Below are 20836 nucleotides of genomic sequence, written 5' to 3'. Positions count from 1 at the left end.
TCTCTACAATAACCAATGACTAATGACTAATGACTAATGACTAAATCAATTGCCTTAATTAGCGAACACGCCTCACCTCTTGGCACCTTTGGAGGTGCGGATAGTGGTGGTCAAAATGTCTATGTAGGACAGATAGCAAAACATCTGGCTATTGCTGGATACAAAGTAGATGTTTTTACGCGGCGGGATAGTCAGGATTTGCCAGAAATCATTCAATGGATGGATGGCGTTAGGATTATTAATGTGCCTGCTGGTCCTCCTACATACGTCCGTAAAGAAGATATGTTGCCGTATATGGAAGAGTTTACGGCATATGTCCTAAAGTTTTGTCAAAACTACTGTCAAAACCACACTTTATCTTCTTGTGGGGTGGAGAGCAGCGCCGTGCGGGGGTTCCCCCCGCCCGTGCGACTGCGGAGCATCTTGCCCGCCTCGAAAATACAAGGGACGGGCGAGACGCCCATCCCACAAAACTATTTCATTCATTCCAATAATGTGCAACGCCCCTACGATCTGATACACGCAAATTTCTGGATGTCAGCATTGGTGGCGGCAGAAATTAAGCGGGTGCTCAGCATTCCTTTTGTTGTGACTTTTCATGCTCTTGGTCGTGTGCGCCGCTTTTGGCAAGGTGAGGCGGATGAATTTCCTGATGAGCGATTTACCATTGAAGACCGTATCGTTGCCGAAGCTGATCATATCATCGCTGAGTGTCCGCAGGATGAGGAAGATTTGTTACGTCTGTATCATGCTAAAAAAGAAAAAATCACCATTATTCCTTGTGGTTTTGATGCAAGTGAGTTTTGGCAAGTTGATAAAACTAAGGCTCGTAAAAAGCTTGGTTTACCACCTGATGAACGTCTGATTCTCCAGTTAGGACGTTTAGTACCTCGAAAGGGCGTTGATACGGTGATTCGTGCCTTTGGGCGTCTTCTGCAACAGTATGATATCCAAGCAAGACTGTTGATTGTAGGCGGTGAATCAGAAGAACCAGATCCGCGCCTGACACCAGAAATCGCTCGTTTGCAAACTATTGCAACACAAGAAGGCGTTGAGTCGCAAGTGACATTTGTTGGACGCCGCAGCCGCGAAATGGTTAAATATTACTACTGTGCTGCTGATGTTTTCGTGACAACGCCTTGGTATGAACCGTTTGGCATCACACCTTTAGAAGCGATGGCTTGTGGAACGCCAGTGATTGGTTCTGATGTTGGTGGTATTAAATATACCGTAAAAGACAGTGAAACTGGGTATCTTGTACCGCCAAATGAGCCAGAGGCGATCGCCGAACGCCTTGCGTATCTCTACAAAAATCCTCAAGTACACAAGCGTTTAAGCCAGAACGCAATACAACGCGTCAATTACCTGTTTACCTGGGAACAAGTCACAAATTCAGTTGCGTTGCTGTATGAAAAAGTCTTGAGTCAGAAGCAGAAACCAATTTTTCTTTCCCCCCCTGCTTCTCCTGCTTCCCCTACTCCTCCTCTTTCTTCTTCCCTCACTTTTGTTGATGACAGTTTTGCAGCAGCAATAGCAGCGATGGAGAAATCCCGACAAACTTTGAAAACAGCCATTGTTGAAGCAGCAGAGGCGCTCTTCACTTGTTTTGCTTTGGGTGGAAAAGTGCTTGTTTGTGGTAATGGTGGTAGTGCGGCGGATGCTCAACATTTTGCAGCAGAATTTGTTGGTAAATTACGCTGCTCAAAACGTGCGGGACTTCCAGTTATGGCGCTGACGGCTGATACTGCTTTTTTAACTGCTTGGGCGAATGATGCTGGGTACGAGTATGTTTTTTCCCGACAGGTAGAAACATTTGCTCAACCGGGGGATGTATTACTTGGCATTAGTACGAGTGGGCGATCGCCCAATATGATCGAAGCGTTTAAAACTGCTCGTCATTCCCACATCAATACTATTGCTTTAGTTGGCGGTGACGGTGGGGAATTATTGCCACTAGCAGATTTAGCAGTCGTTGTACCAGCCACAGATACCCAACGTATTCAGGAAGTACAACACCTCGTACTGCATCTTTTATGTGAATTAGTTGAGAAGCGAGTTGGGGAAAAAGAGGAGGGCGAGAGGGGGAGAGTGGGAGAGTGGGAGAGACAAAGAGTACTCAATGGAAACCATCAGTTCTATCAAGTCGGGTAATACCGTAGTGAGGACTTTAGTCCTCTCCTAACATAGCAAGGACTAAAGTCCTCACTACAAAAATTAGCTTAAAGGAGACAAAACAACTATGGAAGAACTCAAAGACAAAGTCGTATTAGTCACAGGCGGCGGACGTGGACTGGGAGAAGCTATCAGTCACACGTTATCATCAGCAGGTGCGATCGTCGTTGTTGCAGATATTCGAGACGACTTAGCACATAAGGTGAGTGGGGAAGTTCAAGCCAATGGCTTCCAAGCATTGCCGTTGGTGTTAGATATTACCAACGAGGAACAAGCTCAAACAGCGATCGACAAGATTGTCTCCCAGTACGGACGCTTGGATGCTCTGATTAACAATGCTGGTACAGATCTTACTGTTTCAATCGAGGAGCTTTCAATTAAAGATTGGGACAGAATTCTTGCTGTGAACTTACGCGCTCCCTTTATCTTGTCAAAATTGGTTTTACCCGTCATGAAAGAACAGGGTAGCGGTCATATTATTAACATTGCTTCCACCGCGTCAAAGCGAGCGTGGGCAAATGCTTCAGCTTACCATGCCAGTAAATGGGGATTGTTGGGCTTTAGTCACGCCTTGCATGTAGAAGCGCGTCCTTATAATATCAAAGTGACAGCTTTAGTTGCAGGTGGGATGCAAACGCCATTTTTGCTAGACCGTTTCCCTGATATTGATGTCAGTAAGTTGCAAGACCCTAAAAATGTAGCTGCAACAATTCGATTTTTGCTATCTACGCCAGAGGGAACTGTTATTCCTGAAATGACAGTTCTGCCACTGGGCGAGAGTTCTTGGCCGTAATGACGAGATGGGGTATTCAGGTTTGAGATTCAAAAACTCGCGCACGAGGTTTCAAGACTCGCGCACGAGGTTTCATGACTCACGCACGAGGTTTCAAGACTCACGCACGAGGTTTCAAGACTTGCGCATGAGTTTCCAAGACTTGCGCATGAGTTTCCAAGACTCGCGCACGAGGTTTCAAGACTCGCGCACGAGGTTTCAAGACTCGCGCACGAGGTTTCAAGCTTGATAAATAAGGTTTGGCGCTTGAGTGATGATAATGCGAGCAGTGTTTCTGGATAAAGACGGGACTTTAATTGAAGATGTGCCGTACAATGTTGACCCGCAACAAATTAAGCTAGCGTCTGGTGCAATAGAGGGATTGTTCTCCCTCCAAGAAGCTGGGTACAAGTTGATTGTGATTACCAACCAGTCAGGTGTGGCGCGGGGGTATTTTCCCGAATCTGCGCTTGTGGGGGTGGAGGAACGATTGTGTCAACTTTTAGCAGCAGAAGGTATCTACCTAGCTGGTTTTTATTACTGTCCCCATCACCCCGCTGGTGTCGTGCCAGAATTTGCACTTGTTTGTGACTGTCGCAAACCTGCACCAGGTTTACTTCTACGTGCGGCTGGTGAACACAACATTGATTTGCGTTCATCTTGGTTTATTGGCGACATTCTCAATGATGTGGAAGCTGGACATTGTGCTGGGTGCAAAACGATTTTGCTCGATAATGGCAATGAAACTAAATGGGAATTCTCTGCACAGAGAACGCCAGATTTCATTGTTACCGACCTCATCGAAGCAGCACAGGTGATATTATCTGGTGATGAAAATCCCGTTAGTAGGGGCACAGCATTGCCGTACCCCCACTTAGGAGGACGCTAGTGAAACCAGATTTGATAAACCTGTTGGATGCGATCGCTCATCTTCATGTCATCGTCATAGGTGAAGCGATGTTGGATGGCTACTTACAAGGATTGAGTAATCGCCTTTGTCCAGAGGCTCCAGTGCCAATTGTTACTCTCAAAAATCGCTTATATGTTCCGGGAGGTGCTGCTAATACGGCTGTCAATGCCCGTAGTCTAGGCGCAAATGTGACATTTTTATCAGTAATTGGCGATGATTGGGAGGGTTTTCAACTACATCAAGCACTTTCAGAACGTGGCGTTTGCACAAAACACATCCTCAAAGCCTCAAATAGACAGACGCTTAGCAAGCAGCGGGTGATGGCAGCGTCGCAAATCTTGGTAAGATTTGATTCTGGCACTACTGATGCCATTGACACTGACAGCGAGCAAGCGCTGATTGACAAACTGGAGTTTTTATTTCCAGAATGTGATGCCGTAATTGTCTCAGATTACGGTTATGGAATTTTGACACAAAGAGTGATTGATGCGATCGCACAACTTCAGCAAAACAATCCTCGCGTTCTTGTCGTTGACTCTAAAAACCTCACCGCCTACCGTCACCTTAACGTTACCGCAGTTAAACCGAACTACAAACAAGCAGTGCAGTTGCTGGCGATTCCCCCCAATCCCCCCTTTTTAAGCAACGGGGGGATCTCTCGTGCAGAACAAATCAAACCTTACGGCGAAAAACTTCTTAACCTTACAGGTGCAAAAATAGCTGCTGTCACCTTGGATACAGAAGGTGCAGTGATTTTCGAGCATGATTCCCCGCCCTACCGCACGTATGCCCAACCTACCACCGAATTCCGTACCTCAGGCGCAGGAGATACCTATAGTAGCGCCCTAACCCTTGCCTTAGCCGCTGGTGCTACAACACCACTTGCTGCTGATTTCGCCGCCGCCGCTGCTGCTGTCGTTGTGCGAAAAGAAGGAACTAGCACCTGTTCTGCTGAGGAACTGCGTGAGTTTCTTTCCGAAGTAGAGGAAGACACAAAAGACAACAGAGAAAATACCTCCTCATCTCCCTCATCTCCCTCATCTCCCTCATCTCCCTCATCCCCCTCATCCCCCTCATCCCCCTCATCCCCCTCATCCCCCTCATCTCCCTCATCCCCCTCATCCCCTCCCGAAAAATACATCCCCAATCTCAACCAACTTCGCTCGCTTGTGACCTCTTACCGTCGCACTGGACATAAAATAGTTTTCACCAACGGTTGCTTTGATATCCTCCATGCTGGACACGTTTCCTATCTCAATCGTGCTAAAGCATTGGGTAACATTCTGATTATTGGCGTTAACTCCGACAACAGCATTCGCCGTATCAAAGGTGCAAATCGCCCGATCAACCCCTTGGAAGATCGTATCCAAGTTCTTGGCGGACTAGGTTGTGTTGATTATCTCATTACTTTTGACGAAGACACCCCAATCGACCTGATCCGGTTAGTTCAACCTGATGTCTACGTCAAAGGTGCCGACTACACCAAAGAAACTTTACCAGAAGCACCTGTGGTAGAACAATACGGCGGTATCGTTGAACTTTTGCCGTTTGTGGAAAACCGTTCTACCACTCGTATCATCGAGCGTGTTTGTCAATTAAACATGGAGCAAGATGACTAAGAAATTATGGAAACAGAGATGGACACAGATGGACACAGATGATTTTTATCGGTGTAAATCTCGTGTACCCTGCGGGAAGCCGCCCGGAGGGCGTCTACATCTGTGGTTTAAAATCTCCAAATTTACTGGGCGGAGAGGTTCCGCTGACTCATAAATCATGACTACCTGGAACACTGCTGAAAACATCCTATGCATCCGACTCGACACAATTGGTGATGTGTTAATGACGACACCAGCCATCCACGGCTTAAAAGCATCACATCCCAACCGTCGAATTACGCTGCTTACTTCCTCTGCGGGTGCATCCACTGCTTCACTCGTCCCAGATATTGATGAAGTGATTGTCTACGATGCACCTTGGTTAAAAGCAACAGCACCGCGACAAAATAGCCGTCCTGAGTACGAAATGGCAGAACACCTGCGGCGTCTTAAGTTTGATGGTGCGATTATTTTTACTGTATATAGTCAAAACCCGCTACCCTCTGCATTTCTATGTTATCTCGCGGACATTCCCCTACGATTGGCTCATTGTCATGAAAACCCCTACCAACTCCTAACAGATTGGGTAAAAGACCCAGAACCAGAACATTGTATGCGTCATGAAGTACGTCGTCAATTAGACTTAGTTGCTACAATTGGCTGCCAAATAGATGACGAAAGAATGTCCCTGCGTGTCCCAGAAAAAGCTTTAGCGACTGTTAAGGACATTCTTCAACAACTCGGCATTAGCCAGCAGCGTCCTTGGGTAGTCATTCATCCCGGTGCAACGGCTTCTTCACGGCGCTACGCGCCTGAGAAATTTGCTGTTGTTGCCCGCAGTTTAATACAAGACATGGGTATTGAGGTCATTTTTACAGGCACGGAACCAGAACGCGAACTGGTTACAGCAATTCAAACAGCAAGTGGTGTTGTGTCTCATTCACTTGTCGGTTGCCTTAACCTTAATGAACTGGCAGCACTCTTGTCACTTGCCCCTCTGCTCATTTCCAATAATACTGGTCCGGTTCACATTGCTGCTGCTGTTGGTACACCAGTTGTGGACTTGTACGCTCTCACCAACCCTCAGCACACTCCTTGGGGCGTTCCCAACCGCGTGCTGTTCCATGATGTTCCCTGCAAGAACTGTTACAAGAGCATTTGCCCTGAAGGACACCAAAATTGTCTGCAACTGGTGACACCAGAGTCTGTGGTTGATGCTGCTTGTGAATTACTTAATTCTACCTCTGCTACCCCTGCCACTGCTAAAAAAAACATTGTCTCGTTCCCTGACTCTGGCAGGGAATGCCTTATCTGAGGCTCTGCCTCATAAATTATACCTATTGGAGCCAGAGCCTCCTGTCATTCATTTCCAGGCAGCAGCCCGGGAACGAGAAATACTGTTAAAACATGAACGTTGACATCCTCATTCCTACCTATTCTCGCCCAACGGCTTTGGCTGTCACCCTGACTAGCCTGATAGCCCAAACTTACCGTGACTTTCGCGTCGTCATTTCTGACCAAACTGAGGATAGCAACCCGGTGGAGAGTGGCGAAGTACAAGCGGTGCTGCGTGTGCTTTCACTTCACGGTCATGAAGTGGAAGTTCACAAACACTTACCCCGTCGGGGAATTGCAGAACAACGGCAGTTTTTACTAGAGCAAGCAACGGCTCCCTATGCCCTTTTCCTTGATGATGATTTGATTTTAGAACCTTTTGTGGTTGAAAATATGCTTGCTGCCATAAAAGAAGAACGTTGCGGTTTCGTTGGCAGTGCGGTTATCGGACTCAGCTTTATTGATGATGTCCGCCCTCACGAGCAAAAAATTGAGTTTTGGGACAGTCCAGTGCAGCCGGAAAGTGTCAAACCTGACACACCACAATGGGAGCGCTGGCGTTTGCATAACGCCGCTAATCTTTACCATGTCCAGAAAAGCTTGGGTCTTACCCAGAAAGAGCAACGCAAATACCGTGTAGCTTGGGTAGGGGGTTGTGTCATGTATGATACAGAAAAACTTCGCGGCATCGGTGGCTACTCGTTCTGGCAGCAACTACCGCCGGAACACTGTGGTGAGGATGTTTTCGTGCAGTTGCGGTTGATGGAACTTTACGGCGGTTGTGGAATTATTCCTTCGGGTGTCTATCATCAAGAGTTGCCTACTACGATTGTTGACCGGAGTCATCCTGCAGATAAAGCTTTGTTATTTGAACCACAGATGGACACAGATGGACACAGATGAAGAAAAAGTATCTGTGTTCATCTGTGTGAATATGTGGTTTCTTTTTCATAAGAAGTAGTTAAATATGCGTAAAATTCTGTTTGTCGAGCTATTGGGTGGAATTGGCGATGTTTTAATCGCGTTAAGTGCGATTCATGGCTTAGCGCGATCGCACCCAGCAGCTGAACTGACAGTTTTAACTTTCCCGCCTGGGGGTGAACTGCTCAAAAGTGATCCGCTGATTCAGCGGGTTATCTGTGCGGAACCAGGGAAGGCAAAACAATCGGTTGTTGAGTTACTATCTGGTGAAACTTTTGATTTGATTGTCTCAGATACAAATTACGACGACATTGATGTAGAACTCTCGGATGGCGCGTCTTTACATAATGCGCGGGTGGTCACGAATTTGTGGCGACAACCTCCAGCAGATGAATTGGTGGGCGATCGCTTTGTCAAAATCTTGCAAGCTGAAGGTTTAATCAACCCGGATGCGATTAAACCTGCACAACTCCACCTTACCCCTGATGAATTAAGTAGATCACAAGAGCTATTCAATCATGTCCGCCGTCCTTTGGTGTTCTTATGTCCAGATGCCGGGATGGCAATTAAGCGCTGGTCTGATGTAAATTTTATTACCATCGGTCAAATTTTGCAGCAGCGTTGGGATGCGACTGTGATTGTCCCGGTGGGCTCTGATGCGAAACAAGCAGAAAGCATCGCTGAGGCGATAGGGGGTGAAGCGCAGATTTTGCCCCGTGGGAAGTTGCGGGATTTGGCAGCAGCTTTGGCGTGTGCTGATTTGGTCATTGCCGCTGACACGGGTCCAGCACGGATAGCGGCAGCGTTGAATGTGTTAACTATTACTTTGTTTGGTCCTTCTTGGCATGGGCGTTATGGTCAACCGTCACCTCATGTCAATTTGCAAGGATACCCCCAGTGTCCTGAGCGCAATATTAGTAATTTTACGGAGCAGCAATGTTGGTACGGTGGGGTGTGTCCGTTGGATAAGGGTTGGCAAAGTTGTATGGAGGGGATTTCGGTTGATGAGGTTTTAAGTGTTGTGGAGGGGTTTTTAATAAACCGCAGAGGCGCAGAAACCGCTGAGGAAGAGAAGAAGAAGTCTATGAGTTAGGAAAATGAAGTCGATACTAGAAAATTCAAAATCTAATATCCAAAATGCAAGGTTGCATGGTTTGCGTAACATTTTGGTGATGCGGCTGGACAATATTGGCGATGTGATTATGACGAGTCCGGCTTTGCGGGCAATTAAGGAGAATTTGCCGGAAAGTCGTTTGACGTTGATGGCGAGTCCTGGTGGAGCGCAAGCAACAGAGTTATTGCCTTGGGTTGATGAGGTTTTACCGTGGCGTGTGCTTTGGCAGGATTTGGGTAAGTTGGATTTCGATCCGGCGCGGGAGTGGGAATTGGTGAGGAGGCTGCAAAATGGCAAGTTTGATGCAGCGATTATTTTCACGAGTTTTAGTCAAAGTCCACATCCAGCAGGGTTTTTATGTTATTTGGCGGGTGTTCCGTTGCGGGTGGGTGAGTCTAAGGAAGCGGGAAATGGTGTTTTGACGCTGGAAGTGTCATCTGCGCCGGATGAGATTCATCAAGTTGAACGCAATTTGAGATTAGTTGAGAAAGCTGGATTTGAGGTCTATGACCGCAGTCTTTGCATTCAGATACCAGAAGCTGCACAACGAGAAGCAGTAATGTTATTAGGGACTAGTAGCGATCGCTTAAGCACTTACTACAACTATATCTTGCTCAATCCCTGGACAAGTTGCCAATCTCGCAATTATGACTCTCAACGCTTTGCGATCGCTGCACGTCAGCTAGCAGAAGTGACTCAAATGCCTGTGCTGGTAACTGGTGTGGAAAAAGACCGCCCCAAAAGTCCATCTTTACTTGCTACACTAGGCGACTATGGAATTGACTTGATTGGCAAAACAACTTTGTCTCAACTAGCTGCACTCATTGCTAATGCAAAGCTAGTGCTTACCAACAACACTTCAACGATGCACATAGCTGATGCTACCCGCACACCCACTGTTGTCATGTTTGCGGGAACTGAACTTGAGTGTCAATGGGAACCACGCAATGGGACTTCCCGCTTACTCCGCCGTCCTACGACCTGTAGTCCTTGTTACGCCTTTACCTGTCCCTACCAGTTGGAATGCTTAGATATCCCACCAGAGGAGGTAGTCGCCACAGGGCTGGAATTGTTAAAGATTTCGTAGTAAGCGCAAAGAGCGCTTATAGCTCTTGCCATTTGCATTCAATACTGTTCTTGTGGGGCGGACAGGATGTCCGCCCATAATTAAGGACGGGCAAGATGCCCATCCCACAAGATATGTATTTAATCCAACACCAGAACCGCTATATTACCAATCAATGACTAATGAATCATGACTATTACCATTGCCATGATTGCTGGTACTTACAAACCCGAGCGTTGTGGTGTTGCTCATTACACTGCTTGTTTGCGGGATGCGCTGAAAAAGCACGACATTCAGTCTGTTGTCCTCACCACTCATGCAGCCGCCACAGAAGTTAATGACAACAGCGTCAGGGGTGTTGTACAAGATTGGCGATTTGCCGATTTACTGTCTTTGGTACAAGCAGTACATGCCACTAAAGCTGACATTTTGCATATCCAACATGCAGCAGGCACTTACGGTTTTGAGCGTGCTATCTTTTTGTTACCGCTACTTCTGAAAGCAACAGGTTACCGCCAACCAATTGTCACAACCGTGCATGAATACGGTTGGTGGGAATGGCAACCTAAAGGTATTCCACCGCAACTTATAGAATGGCTAAAAATGTCGGGACAACGGCGCGGGTGGTGGGATAGAGAAGATGGGTTTTTACTGACTTTGAGCGATGCATTAATTACAACAAATGCAGAAGCTGAAGAAGTTATCCATCAACGGCTACCCCAAGTAGTTAACCGCGTATCGCTTATTCCCATCGCTGCAAATGTTGATGTTACCCCCATTGACCGAAACACAGCACGGCAGCAATTGTGTGAACAGTGTAACTTTGCTCAAGATACCACCATCATCACCTTTTTTGGCTTTCTCCACCCTGTCAAAGGGTTAGAAACGCTTCTACCAGCATTCAAAAAAGTTCTAACAACGCATCCGCAAGCACGATTGTTGCTACTTGGTGGTGTGGAAAGTCTAGCTTTGCGGGGAGAAGAAGCAAAACGCTACTGGGATAAACTCCACAGGCTTGTAGCTGAACTGAACTTAAGCGAAATGGTACATCTTACTGGCTATCTGGATGTTGAAACTGCCTCAAAATATCTTTCCGGGTGCGATATTGGAGTGCTACCCTTCAACCACGGAATGACGATGAAAAGCGGTTCACTTCTGACTTTATTAGCTCATGGTTTGCCAGTCATCGCTACCCAACATCCTACGCCTCTACCCGATGGACATCCAGTACAGCTGGTTCCTCCTCGCGATATAGACGCTTTGGCAGATGCACTTTGCCAACTCCTAAACGACCCTGATAAATGGAACCATTTAGGTAATGTCGGTCGTATTTTTATCGAAAAGTATACTTGGTCTAACATAGAGCGATCGCACTTCAGCATCTACCAAAAACTTCTAAAACACCAAGAATGAAGAATAAAGAGTGAATAGTAAAAATTTTTCTCTCTTGTGCTCTGCGTCACGCCAGGTGCTACAACGGGGGGAACCCCCGCAACGCACTGGCTCCTCTGCGTCTTGGCGGTAGCCTGCGGCACGCCGCTACGCGTCTACATTTAATCAAATCCCGAATGCAACTCGAAAATGTCAAAAAAATCGCCGTTCTCCGCGCTAACGCCCTCGGTGATTTTATCTTTGCCCTCCCAGCACTACAAGCACTACGCCAAACCTACCCCAAAGCTGAAATCACTTTGCTTGCTCTAGACTGGCATGCTAACTTTTTGGCAAATAGACCATTACCAGTTGATAGAGTTGTTGTCATACCACCAAGTCGCGGGGTACGCGGTGACGCGAACACAGAGGAAAACCCAGCCGAATTAGCGGACTTTTTCACCAAAATGGCTGCAGAAAACTTCGATATTGCCATTCAAATGCACGGCGGTGGACGTTACTCTAACCCCTTTGTGTTGCATTTGGGAGCCAAAATGACGGTTGGTCTGAAAACCCCGGATGCTGTACCTTTGGATCGCTGGGTTCCTTACATATACTATCAACCAGAAATTCTCCGCTATTTGGAAGTTGTTTCCCTTCTTGGTGCAAAAACAACTGAGTTAGAACCACGCATTGCGGTGACAGGAGAAGATTTGGATGAGGCTAAAAATGTTGTCAACCTATCCGGTAAACCTTTAGTTGTTCTCCATCCCGGAGCAACTGACTCACGGCGTTGGTGGGGTGTGGAGAAATTCGCGGCGGTGGGGGATGCTTTGGCTGATGCAGGTGCTGATGTTGTGGTGACGGGTACAAAGTCGGAGCGATCGCTTGTTGAGGCGGTGATCACAAAAATGAACGCCGAAGCACAGAATTTGTGCGCTCGCCTTTCACTCAACGGTCTTGCTGGTCTGCTCAAACTTTCTCGCGTTATTGTCTCTAATGACTCTGGTCCGTTGCATCTAGCCGCTGCTGTAGGATGTGCAACTGTTGGCATTTTCTGGTGTGGGAACTTAATCACGGCTGGACCAATGACGCGCGATCGCCACCGTCCCGCCATTTCCTGGCGTCTTCATTGTCCCGTTTGTGGTGTTGACTGTACCCGCGCTTCTTGTAATCATCGCGACTCTTTTGTTGCGGATGTCCCCGTACAAGAAGTTGTTGATTCTGCCCTTGAGTTACTTGCTACCACATCTCTCCCAGACTTATAATTTCTACCTCCTGGAAGTTACACCAACGCCTTGGGAAAGATGCAGTACATACAAAATATTTGGTATCAATTGCTTCAGGAGGAAGGCACATCACAGGAAAAGGAGATATTTTGATGAATTTAAAGGCGGTTTGGGGGCTGTTCCAAGAGACATTTAACGAATGGAGTAACGATAAGGTGCCGCGATTAGCCGCAGCATTATCTTATTACACTCTTTTTTCCATCGCTCCATTGCTGATTATTGTGATTGCGATCGTTGGTGCGGTCTTTGGAGAAGATGCAGCAAGGGGTGAAATTTACCGACAAATAAGCGGTTTAGTCGGCGATGCTGGCGCACAAGTTATCCAGACAGCAATTGAAAGTGCCAACCAGCCCAAAACAGGAACTATCGCCTCACTCATCAGTGTTGTAGTTCTGCTGTTTGGTGCTACTGGTTTATTTGCCGAGTTGCAAGACGCCCTGAATACAATCTGGGAAGTGCAGCCAAAACCAGGACGCGCCATGAAAAACATGGTTCGCCAACGCTTTACGTCGTTTGCGCTGGTGCTAGCCATTGGTTTTTTACTACTTGTGTCACTTGTGATCAGCGCGGTGTTGGCAGCACTGGTTGGTTACTTTAGACATATGGTGCCTGGTATCGATGTTATCTGGCAAATTGTCAACTTCCTCCTTGGTTTTGGCATCACCACATTGCTATTCGGACTCATTTTCAAAGTCCTGCCAGATGTCAAAATTACTTGGAATGATGTTTTAATTGGAGCCGCCATCACCGCACTTTTGTTCTCTATCGGCAGGTATCTTCTGGGACAGTATCTGGGTAACGGCAGTTTTGGCTCAGCCTACGGCGCTGCTGGTTCAGTAGTCGTTGTCCTAGCTTGGGTTAACTATGCTGCCCAAATTCTCTTTTTTGGTGCTGAGTTTACCCAGGTTTACGCTAGAAGATACGGTTCTCGTATTGTTCCAGATAGGCATGCCATTCCTCTGACTGAAGAGGAGCGTATTAATCAAGGGATGAAACCTAAAAATAGTAATGTACAAACACAAACTAGGAAACAGTCTGCGAATAAACAGTCCTCCTCTAACTTAATTAGTCGTCTATTGCGACGCTTTACAAAGCCCAAGCGCTGGAAAGGGAAAAGAAATCATCGACAACTTTAATAATTTCTAATAAAGAGAATTTACAATTGAGAACTCAGAATGGATTTCTGATAGCTCTCGGATTGCTTCTGCCACCACGAGAGGGATCTTCTCATCTAAGGCACTTACCAGTAATAAAATATCCAGCCGTCGCAAGCGCCTGAAAGGCTGGGCATCAACACAAAGGAAACGTTTTGCATACTCGATAACGAATACGGTTCGGCAATGCGTTGCGGTGAATCCAGTCCTGCAGGAGGGTTAGCCCGAACTCACAGCAACTGGCGTGCCTCCTAACGGAGGACGCACGGTACAGCCGTCAGGCGTGCCGTAGGCATACCCGTTCGCGTAGCGTCTCCGCTCTTGAGAAGGGGGGTTCCCCCCGTTGTAGCAACTGCCGTTGGCGTAGCCTCTGGGCAGGAGATACCCGAAGGGCTGGATATTTTATTTTTTGGATCTCCCAAAAACAAGTTTTGGCAACACAACTGTAAGCAATACAACCTCAAGATATTTGCTCGGCACTGATGCTATAAAAGGAGAATTACGATAATATATAAAAGCGACTTCTGACTATAAGCCCCTAACACCTCATATCTTCATCAATTGTGTATCCGAGGTCTCTGAACGCTACTGACTAATACCAAGAATTTTTAGTTGTTTTCATTGAAACCCTATATTAAATGCAAGTGCCTAAAAGCAGAGATAGAGGGTGGAAAAGTCTTATTTACTATGGACAACTAGTAAGGCTTGGTATTAGAAAATAAATTCTTTTTAAGAGTTGATTAGATGTCAATCTCCAACTGCGTACTGAGACCGTAGTCGTGAAAAACGCACTTGGGAAAAATAGTGATGACACACATTGAGGGAACTTTCAAAGGGGCTGGAGGTCTAGATCTTTATTATCAAAGCTGGCAGCCCGAGGGGCAGGTAAGGGCAATTATAGCCATCATACACGGGCTGGGAGCCCATAGCGGATTATTTAATCATGCCGTGGAGTACTTAATTCCTCAGGGCTACGCAGTTTATGCCTTTGACCTGCGAGGGCATGGACGTTCTCCGGGACAGCGGGGACACATTAATGCCTGGGCTGAGTTCCGAGAAGACTTGCACACCTTTTTGCAACGAATTCAGGAGCAAGGACAGGGGTGTATGAGCTTTCTGTGGGGACACAGCCTGGGAGCGGTTATCGCTCTAGATTACGCCTTGCGCTTTTCAGAAAGCTTGCAGGGAATTATCTTGACGGCACCAGCATTAGGAAAAGTGAGGGTTCCAGCGTTCAAGGTTGCCTTAGGGCGGATGTTCTCACAAGTCTGGCCGCGTTTCAGCCTTAAGGTTGGTATTGACGGCGGTGTAAGTTCACGTGACTCTCAGGTACTCACTGCTTATGCCCAAGACCCATTACGGCATGAATATGGTAGCGCCCGACTTGCCACAGAGTTTTTCGCGGCACAGAAGTGGGTGCAAAGCCATGCATCTGATTTGCAAGTTCCTTTGTTGATCCTGCATGGTAGTGAAGACCAGGTGACATCGCCGGAGGAGAGTTTGGCTTTCTTCCAACAGGTAATTTTCCCTGATAAGGAACACTATGTGTATCTGGGAAACTATCACGATTTACATTTGGACATCAATTATCAAGACGTGCTTATTGACTTAGGGAATTGGCTCGAACGACATTTGAATGGAGGCATGAACGACCAGACAGTCGTTTGTCAGATAAAAACTCCCTCTTTGCAGCCTGAAATGACAAATATCTAGCCGCATATTTTGCGAAAAAGATACAAAAGTAGCTTTTGATCCCAGCAGTGATCTACATTAATAGTATGTACTTTGTACATGATTCCAAGACATCTAGGCATGGCAAAGCCGAAGTCTTAAAAAAAGTTTAATCCTGTTATTAATGGATACTAAATTGAAAGGAGAGATTTGACAGAAATTGGGGCTTAGGTATCAGAAGTCAGCATCCAGAATAAATACCTAATTATTATTGCAGTTGAATTGGACAAAGTCTCGTTGGATCAATGTTATCCAACTGGTCTTCATATGTCTTGAGCTTAATAGCAAATAAAGAGAAAAAATAGGATGAAAACGTGTTAAATCACGTCAATATGTAAACTCTTTTTTTGTTGCCTGTTGGTTGTTGTTTGTTAGTTATTAACTGCGAATAATTAACAACTAACAACCGACTTTTTTCAGTCACGTCACGCCTGGAAATTTAAAAGAAACTGTTAAAAACGCAAGAGTTTCAAGCTCTTCTTGGGCAAAATGTTGTGGTCAAATCAGACTTATAGAGCTCCCCCTAACTCTGGGCAAGTGTTGCTAGGGCGTACTTTACCTTCTTTGTTGGATGAGGCGTGTGTTCGTGCCAACTCCCACGCCTTCAACCAATGGACAGAAACAGGCTGGCAACCTCTATCCAATCAAGCATTTCAAAGTGCAGCCCAAGAGGTGGCACTAGGCTTGTTAAATTTGCAGCTAGAAAAAGGCGATCGCGTTGCCCTATTGATGCACAGCGATGTCAACTTCTGCATAACTGACATGGGTTGCCTGCTAGCCGGTCTGGTTGATGTGCCCATCGACCTGAACCAGACACTCGAACACATTATTTTCATTTTGCGGCATACAGAAGCAAAGGTGCTGATTGTTTCTAACTTGGACTTACTTTATCAAGTTGTACCTTACCTGTGGGACACACCCAAACTAGAGGCCGTGATAGTTGCCGATGTTGCATCTGATTGGCAGCAGATACATTCGCAAATACTCACTTGTCAACTAAGCGGTGGTGAGGATGGAAAGACGCAGCGAAAGGAAGACGCAAAGAATCGCAGAGTGGGAGACGCGGAGAGCTTTTTTCCATTACCGGCGTCCCTGAGTCCCCATGTCTCCGTGTCCTCTTCTCCCGTGTCCTCTGAAGCTTGTCTGTGTCTTCCTAAATTCCTCTCACAAGCTCATCAACAGCAACCATTCCCGGACTTTCCGCGTATCCAAGTTTTTTCGCTCTCAGAGATTCGTGCTAAAGGAAAGACTCAGATTTCTGAAAGCAAGCAACAGCAACTGCGCTCAACACTGGCAGCAAGTGACCTAGCCACTATTATCTATATCCCCGCAGCCATGGGAGAGCCTCAGGGAGTCATGCTAACTCATGAAAATCTTTCTGCCAATGCGATCGCAATGTTTAGTGGCATTCCCGATCTAGAATTCGGTGCCAAGGAGGTTATACTCTCGTATCTGCCGCTGACTCATGTTTTTGCCCGAGTCTTGCTATATGGTCATATCCACTATGGGCATAGCATTTACCTCACTACCCCTAACCGGGTGATCAAGCATCTAAAAGAAGTGCAACCGACAATATTCGCCACGGTGCCACTTTTGCTAGAAAAGGTTTATAGCAAGATTCTGCAAGAAGGGAACAAGCAGCCACTGGCAACAGTGAACCAAGTGAAGTATGACGTGCTATCGCGCATTCGTGCTTTTGCCGCCCAGATGATACGCAAGGGAGAACAGCCAAAAACACAGAGATTTCATTTATCCTCCTTGCGCTTGGGCGTCCACCTGTCTCCGTTTCAGTGGAAGTTTCCCCCTCTGCGTATCTCTGTGTCTGCATCTCAATTGCGTGAGAGAGCATTTACCCAGCGCATCTACAATTGGGCGCTGAACCTTGCCAAACAGTATGAACTGGGAAAACCACCGCGAGGGAGATATGCCTTGATGCTCAAGCTGGCAGATAAGCTTGTGTTCTGGCAATGGCGAAACGTATTTGGAGGTCGTCTTAAATACCTCATAAGCGGGGGTGCAGGCTTGAAGCCAGAGGTAACTAACTTGTTTGCCGCAGCCGGAGTCACGATTTTGCAAGGTTATGGTTTAACCGAGACGAGTTCAGCACTCGCCTACAATCGTGGCTCATTCAACCGTGCTGGAACGGTAGGTGTGCCACTGGCTGGGGTGGAGATAGCGATCGCCCTTGATGGTGAAATTCTCACAAGAAGTCCTTACATCACTCAAGGCTATTACAAAAACCCTGATACCACCCAACAATTGATTGATGCAGATGGCTGGTTGCACACAGGTGACCTTGGAGAGTTTACAGCCGAAGGTTTTCTGAAGATTACTGGTCTAAAGAAAAGCCGATTCAAACTCTCTACAGGCAAATATGTAACACCGCAGCCTTTAGAAAGCAAGCTAGAACAATCTCCTCTAGTAGCAAAGGCAGTTGCTGTGGGGGCGGAACGCAAATTCTGTGCCATGCTGATTTTCCCCAATCTGGAGAATCTGCATTCGTATGCTCTAACCATTGGAATAGACTTGCCGATAGATGCATTGCTCAAGCATCCGTGTATCATCGCCATATATCAGGCATTGGTTGATGAAGCGAATTGTCATTTGCCTCACTGGTCAACAGTAAAGCAGTTCGCGCTCATTAATGCCACCCTCACAGTTGAAAATGGGTTGCTGACACCAACTCATCAGGTAAAACGGGCATCGATTGCAGAAGCTTTTGCCAAAGAAATTGATGCCATCTATGAAGACGCCGGGACACGGAGACACAAAAATACGGACGAACAAAAGGATATGCCCTTATTTTCTTGTCCTCCCATACCTCAAGCTTCATGTCCTGCGATCGCCCAATCTCTGAACATATCATGAAGGGAAAAGTTAAAAGAGATTATACCAATTCGCCAAAATCAAGCAACAGATGCAAACCTTAAAATTTAGATGGCATCTGACTTTCTTAATTTTGAATTTTGAATTTTGAATTTTGAATTGGTATTACCCCTTTCCCTTTCTCCCTTCCCCTGTTCAATTCACTACATAACAAAAGGGAGCGTTTAAGAACTATGTTTAAACCGTTCCGGACAGCCGCCGTTCTTGGTGCAGGAGTGATGGGAAGCCAAATTGCCGCTCACCTCGCCAATGCAGGTTTGACTGTGCATTTGTTGGATATCCCTGGTAAAACCGAAAAGAAAAACGAAGTGGTCGAAACAGCATTTAAAAAAGCCTTAAAGCTGTCTCCACCAATCCTATTTACAGAAAAAACCGCTCGACGTGTCATCTTGGGCAATTATGACGAGCATTTTCACCATATTGCTGATGTCGATTGGGTGATTGAAGCTGTGGTGGAAAATTTAGGAGTTAAGCAGCAGTTGATGGCACGGCTAGAAGGCGTTATTCGCGAAGATGCTATTGTGTCCACTAATACTAGTGGATTACCTATTCACGCAATTGCTCAAGGACGTTCTGAGTCTTTCCGTAGACGGTTTTTAGGGACTCATTTTTTCAACCCACCGCGCTATTTGAAGTTACTGGAAGTTATTCCGACAACCGATACTGCTCCAGAAGTCCTCAAAAGGATGCAGTGGTTCGCAGAACTGCACCTAGGTAAAGGAGTCGTAGTAGCAAAGGATACTCCCAACTTTATTGCCAATCGCATAGGCGTTTATGCAACAATGCTTGCTTTACGGGCAATTACTGAGCAGGGATATACAATTGAAGAAATTGATACTTTGACGGGAACAATTGTCGGACGACCGAAGTCAGCGACATTCCGGACGGCTGATTTAGTCGGACTGGATACACTCATGTATGTAGCAGACAACCTCTATCCAGCTATTCCCCACGATGAAAGCCGCGAGGTCTTCCGCGTTCCTCAGTTACTTCGTAAACTAGTGGAAACTGGGACGTTAGGTACAAAGACAGGTCAAGGATTTTACAAAAAGCAAGGTAAGGAAATTCTCTCTATTAATCCAGGAACATTAGTTTATGAACCAGCTAAACCAATGAACTTGGGCGATATTGAAGCACTTCATGAGATTCATGATTTAAAGAAACGCCTACACATTCTCTATCAACTCCCAGGTCGTGCAGGTGATTTCTTCCGGCAATCAACCCTAGACCTATTGGGGTACAGCGCCCGTCGCATTCCCGAAATTGCCGACAGTCCTGCTGAGATTGACCGCGCGATGCGTTGGGGATTTGGCTGGGAACTCGGACCGTTTGAAATTTGGGATGCCCTAGGGTTTGAGACTGTCTTGGCAGACATGAAAACCGCTAGTATTCCGGTGCCGGAGTGGGTGGAGAGGATGCAGTTAGAAGAAGGCACAAGGCAATCCGTTTTCTATCAAGGCGCAATTTCACCGACAGAAGAGGCGGATGAAATTAACCTGGATGTTGTCAAAGCAGATGCAAAACGTACGCTGTGGCACAATCCCGAAGCGGCGTTACTGGACTTAGGAGATGGCGTCGTCTTGTACGAGTTTCGTTCCAAAGGCAATACCCTGAGCCTAAATGTCGTGAATGGTTTAATTGAGGTGCTGGATATCCTCGAAACTAGTGATTTTCGGGGATTGGTGATTGGCAACGACAGCGATAATTTCTCCGGTGGGGCAAATTTGGCGGAAATGGGGCTACTGGCACAGACAGGAAATTTCCAAGCGATCGCTAACCTTATCGTCAAGTATCAATCACTACTGCAACGAATTCATTATTTTCCAAAACCGATTGTTGCTGCTATTAATGGGCGTGTCCTGGGAGGTGGTTGCGAGTTAGTCATGGCTTGTCCACAGGTAGTTGCAGCCGCAGAAACTTACATAGGACTGGTAGAACTCAGTGTTGGTCTCATTCCTGGAGCTGGCGGCATTCTGCGGATAGTTACCTGGGCAGCTGATCGAGCTGCAACGGAAACGCCCCATCATATCCAGCCTTTCCTACAACGGGCGTTTGAAACCATTGGCATGGCAAAAGTTTCCAATAGTGCCTACGAAGCGCAAGAATTAGGTTTTCTCTCACCCACAACCAAAATTGTGATGAATGCAGACCATCGCTTATCTGTCGCTAAAGAGGAAGTGCTTTGTCTGGAACAAAGTGGCTACATACCACCACCTGAACGCAACGCCATTATGGTACTTGGTCGTCCGGCGCGGGTTATGCTGGAACACGCCGCCTACGTCATGCATCTGGGAGGTTTTATCTCTGAATACGATAATTACCTGGCTAAAAAATTAGCTTATGTCATGACTGGTGGGGAACTAACAGCACCTGCATTGGTGGATGAAAACTACCTGTTGCAATTGGAGCGGGAAGCGTTTTTACCACTGTTGCAACAACCTAAAACCCAAGAGCGCATTGCTCACATACTTAAGACTAAGAAGCCTTTGCGGAATTAACAGGATAGGGGAAAGGACAAGG

14 protein-coding genes are annotated in these 20836 nt (G+C 46.6%); all 14 read left to right on the top strand.

Annotation, left to right across the window (positions count from 1 at the left end; all coding sequences use genetic code 11):
* Positions 1-36 precede the first annotated feature (36 nt).
* The 14 genes from ACM0OZ_RS27460 to ACM0OZ_RS27395 all read left to right on the top strand — a co-directional run bounded on the left by ACM0OZ_RS27460 (position 37) and on the right by ACM0OZ_RS27395 (position 20814).
* Positions 37-2151, top strand: a complete 2115-nt coding sequence (locus ACM0OZ_RS27460) for a glycosyltransferase (protein ID WP_414585999.1) — start codon at positions 37-39, stop codon at positions 2149-2151.
* Positions 2152-2239: 88 nt separating this feature from the next.
* Positions 2240-2965 (top strand): SDR family oxidoreductase, encoded by a 726-nt coding sequence (locus ACM0OZ_RS27455; protein WP_414585998.1) that lies wholly within the window; start codon positions 2240-2242, stop codon positions 2963-2965.
* Positions 2966-3224: 259 nt separating this feature from the next.
* Entirely contained in the window at positions 3225-3833 is a 609-nt protein-coding gene (locus tag ACM0OZ_RS27450; RefSeq protein WP_414585997.1) for a D-glycero-alpha-D-manno-heptose-1,7-bisphosphate 7-phosphatase, read from the top strand.
* Positions 3833-5473: a D-glycero-beta-D-manno-heptose 1-phosphate adenylyltransferase gene (rfaE2, locus tag ACM0OZ_RS27445; protein WP_414585996.1), complete on the top strand. Its 1641-nt coding sequence runs from the start codon at positions 3833-3835 to the stop codon at positions 5471-5473. The genes ACM0OZ_RS27450 and rfaE2 overlap by 1 nt, the downstream gene beginning before the upstream one ends.
* Positions 5474-5630: 157 nt before the next feature.
* Positions 5631-6767, top strand: coding sequence for a lipopolysaccharide heptosyltransferase II (gene waaF / locus ACM0OZ_RS27440; RefSeq protein ID WP_414585995.1), 1137 nt, complete (start codon positions 5631-5633; stop codon positions 6765-6767).
* Between the two features lie 92 nt (positions 6768-6859).
* Positions 6860-7690: a glycosyltransferase family 2 protein gene (locus tag ACM0OZ_RS27435; RefSeq protein WP_414585994.1), complete on the top strand. Its 831-nt coding sequence runs from the start codon at positions 6860-6862 to the stop codon at positions 7688-7690.
* Positions 7691-7754: 64 nt separating this feature from the next.
* A complete protein-coding gene (locus ACM0OZ_RS27430) occupies positions 7755-8801 on the top strand; it encodes a glycosyltransferase family 9 protein (protein WP_414585993.1) in 1047 nt (348 codons plus the stop codon).
* A gap of 4 nt (positions 8802-8805) precedes the next feature.
* Positions 8806-9909 carry a glycosyltransferase family 9 protein gene (locus tag ACM0OZ_RS27425; RefSeq protein WP_414585992.1) on the top strand — a complete coding sequence of 368 codons (1104 nt, stop codon included), beginning with the start codon at positions 8806-8808 and terminating at the stop codon, positions 9907-9909.
* A gap of 168 nt (positions 9910-10077) precedes the next feature.
* Complete coding sequence (locus ACM0OZ_RS27420; protein ID WP_414585991.1) at positions 10078-11301, top strand: glycosyltransferase; 1224 nt, start codon at positions 10078-10080, stop codon at positions 11299-11301.
* A 155-nt stretch (positions 11302-11456) separates the two neighbouring features.
* On the top strand, positions 11457-12524 hold the full coding sequence (locus tag ACM0OZ_RS27415) for a glycosyltransferase family 9 protein (protein WP_414585990.1): 1068 nt from the start codon (positions 11457-11459) through the stop codon (positions 12522-12524).
* Positions 12525-12637: 113 nt separating this feature from the next.
* Positions 12638-13681 (top strand): YihY/virulence factor BrkB family protein, encoded by a 1044-nt coding sequence (locus tag ACM0OZ_RS27410; RefSeq protein WP_414585989.1) that lies wholly within the window; start codon positions 12638-12640, stop codon positions 13679-13681.
* A gap of 825 nt (positions 13682-14506) precedes the next feature.
* A complete protein-coding gene (locus ACM0OZ_RS27405; RefSeq protein ID WP_414585988.1) occupies positions 14507-15412 on the top strand; it encodes a lysophospholipase in 906 nt (301 codons plus the stop codon).
* 507 nt (positions 15413-15919) lie between these two features.
* Complete coding sequence (locus tag ACM0OZ_RS27400; RefSeq protein ID WP_414585987.1) at positions 15920-18298, top strand: AMP-dependent synthetase/ligase; 2379 nt, start codon at positions 15920-15922, stop codon at positions 18296-18298.
* Positions 18299-18489: 191 nt separating this feature from the next.
* Positions 18490-20814, top strand: a complete 2325-nt coding sequence (locus ACM0OZ_RS27395) for a 3-hydroxyacyl-CoA dehydrogenase NAD-binding domain-containing protein (protein WP_414585986.1) — start codon at positions 18490-18492, stop codon at positions 20812-20814.
* The last annotated feature ends 22 nt before the right edge of the window (positions 20815-20836 follow it).

The organism is Scytonema sp. PCC 10023, assembly GCF_963920835.1.
GTDB lineage: Bacteria > Cyanobacteriota > Cyanobacteriia > Cyanobacteriales > Nostocaceae > Kalymmatonema.
Note: the sequence above shows the minus strand (reverse complement) of the source record. Positions and strands in the feature narration are given on the sequence as shown.

What these genes read in the sequence shown, in the direction of transcription:
- ACM0OZ_RS27410 (WP_414585989.1), top strand. Translation starts at nt 12,638, where the DNA reads ATGAATTTAAAGGCGGTTTGGGGGCTGTTCCAAGAGACATTTAACGAA.
- ACM0OZ_RS27425 (WP_414585992.1), top strand. Translation starts at nt 8,806, where the DNA reads ATGAAGTCGATACTAGAAAATTCAAAATCTAATATCCAAAATGCAAGG.
- ACM0OZ_RS27400 (WP_414585987.1), top strand. Translation starts at nt 15,920, where the DNA reads ATGTTGTGGTCAAATCAGACTTATAGAGCTCCCCCTAACTCTGGGCAA.
- ACM0OZ_RS27455 (WP_414585998.1), top strand. Translation starts at nt 2,240, where the DNA reads ATGGAAGAACTCAAAGACAAAGTCGTATTAGTCACAGGCGGCGGACGT.
- ACM0OZ_RS27420 (WP_414585991.1), top strand. Translation starts at nt 10,078, where the DNA reads ATGACTATTACCATTGCCATGATTGCTGGTACTTACAAACCCGAGCGT.
- ACM0OZ_RS27430 (WP_414585993.1), top strand. Translation starts at nt 7,755, where the DNA reads ATGCGTAAAATTCTGTTTGTCGAGCTATTGGGTGGAATTGGCGATGTT.
- ACM0OZ_RS27415 (WP_414585990.1), top strand. Translation starts at nt 11,457, where the DNA reads ATGCAACTCGAAAATGTCAAAAAAATCGCCGTTCTCCGCGCTAACGCC.
- ACM0OZ_RS27450 (WP_414585997.1), top strand. Translation starts at nt 3,225, where the DNA reads ATGCGAGCAGTGTTTCTGGATAAAGACGGGACTTTAATTGAAGATGTG.
- ACM0OZ_RS27435 (WP_414585994.1), top strand. Translation starts at nt 6,860, where the DNA reads ATGAACGTTGACATCCTCATTCCTACCTATTCTCGCCCAACGGCTTTG.
- ACM0OZ_RS27395 (WP_414585986.1), top strand. Translation starts at nt 18,490, where the DNA reads ATGTTTAAACCGTTCCGGACAGCCGCCGTTCTTGGTGCAGGAGTGATG.
- ACM0OZ_RS27405 (WP_414585988.1), top strand. Translation starts at nt 14,507, where the DNA reads ATGACACACATTGAGGGAACTTTCAAAGGGGCTGGAGGTCTAGATCTT.
- waaF (WP_414585995.1), top strand. Translation starts at nt 5,631, where the DNA reads ATGACTACCTGGAACACTGCTGAAAACATCCTATGCATCCGACTCGAC.
- ACM0OZ_RS27460 (WP_414585999.1), top strand. Translation starts at nt 37, where the DNA reads ATGACTAAATCAATTGCCTTAATTAGCGAACACGCCTCACCTCTTGGC.